The 1747-nt window shown below is 67.8% G+C and carries 1 protein-coding gene and 1 pseudogene; one reads left to right on the top strand and one right to left on the bottom strand.

What is annotated here, in order from left to right:
• Window positions 1-353: 353 nt before the first annotated feature.
• Window positions 354-1652: an MFS transporter gene (locus tag ABZZ22_RS26960; RefSeq protein ID WP_354938638.1), complete on the top strand. Its 1299-nt coding sequence runs from the start codon at window positions 354-356 to the stop codon at window positions 1650-1652.
• Between the two features lie 18 nt (window positions 1653-1670).
• Here ABZZ22_RS26960 and ABZZ22_RS26955 read toward each other — a convergent pair.
• Window positions 1671-1747 (bottom strand): annotated as a pseudogene (locus ABZZ22_RS26955) (hypothetical protein); the annotation flags it as partial.

Raw genomic sequence — 1747 nt, 5'->3', positions numbered from 1 at the left:
GTACTCGGAGAGCGAGATGTCGAAGCCGGCGCGCAGATCGGCGTCCAGGCGGTCGTCGAGCAGGGTCATCCCCATCATGAGAGCACGCCAAGAGCGCTGCTGCTCTTCGTTCAACCACCGAGTTTCATCACCCACGGGGCATTACGTTAGCCCGGTCTTGGGGCCAAACCATGCACTGGCACCCCTTATCGTCCACGAAGTGGTCACCGAAAGTTCGATCCGGACCCGGGACGCCAGACCCGGATCGGTCGGGACCAAGGGCAGAACTGCGCCGGGACCTATAGCCCGGCCAGCGATGTCGACGACGCGAGAAACCATTCGCCACCGCTCCAGGTAAAGGCGAAGATTGGGCAGTGTCCAATCCCCCCGCTCTCGGCCTCCGTGACTTCATAGCGGCACTTCCACGCGAAGGCCGCTGGCTCCTGGCGACGGTCGCGATCCAGCTCCTCGGCCGCGGCATGACGCTGCCGTTCACGATCATCTACCTGCATGAGGTACGCGGCTTCGACCTCGGCCTCGCCGGCACCCTGATGGGCCTGATCGCCATCACCGGCTTCGTGGTCACCGGGCCGGCAGGCACCCTGATCGACAAGTACGGCGCCCGCCCGGTGATCCTCGGCGGCCTGGTCTGCGCGATCGCCGGCGACATCGTGCTCGCCTTCGCCGACACCCCGATCCTCGCCGCGGCGGCCCTCTGTCTTCTGGGCGTCCAGGCCGGGGTCTCCTGGCCCGCCGCCAACGCCTTGGTCGCCACTGTGGTCGAGGGTGAGCTCAGACAGCGCTACTACGGGGTGAACTTCGCCCTGATCAACCTCGGCATCGGCGTCGGCGGCGTCATCGGCGGACTCTTCATCGACGTGACCCGTCCCGAGACGTTCACCTACGCCTTCCTCGGCAACGCCGCCACCTTCATGATCCCGGCCCTCGTCCTGCTCGGCCCGCTGCGTCATCTGCACGGCCGCGCCGCGCGGCCTGCTGCCGACCAACCTGATGCGACCGCCTCGTACGCCACGATCCTGCGTCGTCCCGAGGTCGTCTGGCTGGTGGCGATCGGAGTGCTGCTCTCGACTCTCGGCTACGGCCAGATCGAGAGCGGGTTCCCGGCTTACTCGCGTCAGATCGCCGAGGTCTCGACCCGGGTCGTCGGGTTCGCGTTCGTGGTCAACTGCGCGGTGATCGTGCTCGCCCAGTTCTGGGTGATGAACCGGGTCAGCGGCCGACGGCGCACCCGGGTCCTGATCGCCACCGCCGGCATCTGGGCCGTGGGTTGGGTGGTGTTCGGGGCGACCGGCCTGGTGCCGGGCTCCGTGGCGGCCATCGTCGGCGTGATCGCCTTCCAGGGGCTGTTCTTCGCTCTCGGCGAGACGCTGATGCAGTCGGCCTTCCCCGCCCTGACCAACGACATGGCTCCCGATCATCTGCGCGGACGCTACAACGCGATCAACTCCGCCTCGTTCCAGACCGGAGCGATCATCGGCCCCGTCCTGGCCGGTTTCCTGCTGGAGCACGGCCAGTCGACGGTGTTCATCGCACTGATGGTGGTCGGCTGCGTCGGAGTCGTCGCGGCCTCGATGCGGCTCGAGCGCCGGATCACGCCAGCCGTCAACGGCCTGCGTCCCCCGCTCATCCCCGAGTCGGCTCAAACCAACTGATCCCGCCGAGCCGATCGCGACCTTGGCGGCGATCTTGGCGATCGGGTAGCCGGTCGCCTTGGAGGCCAGCGCCGAGGACCGCGAGACGCGCGGGT

The organism is Nocardioides sp. NPDC006273 (assembly GCF_040613495.1).
Taxonomy (GTDB): Bacteria; Actinomycetota; Actinomycetes; order Propionibacteriales; family Nocardioidaceae; genus Nocardioides.
The sequence above is the reverse complement of the archived record's forward strand: the minus strand, read 5'-3'. Positions and strand labels throughout refer to the sequence as shown.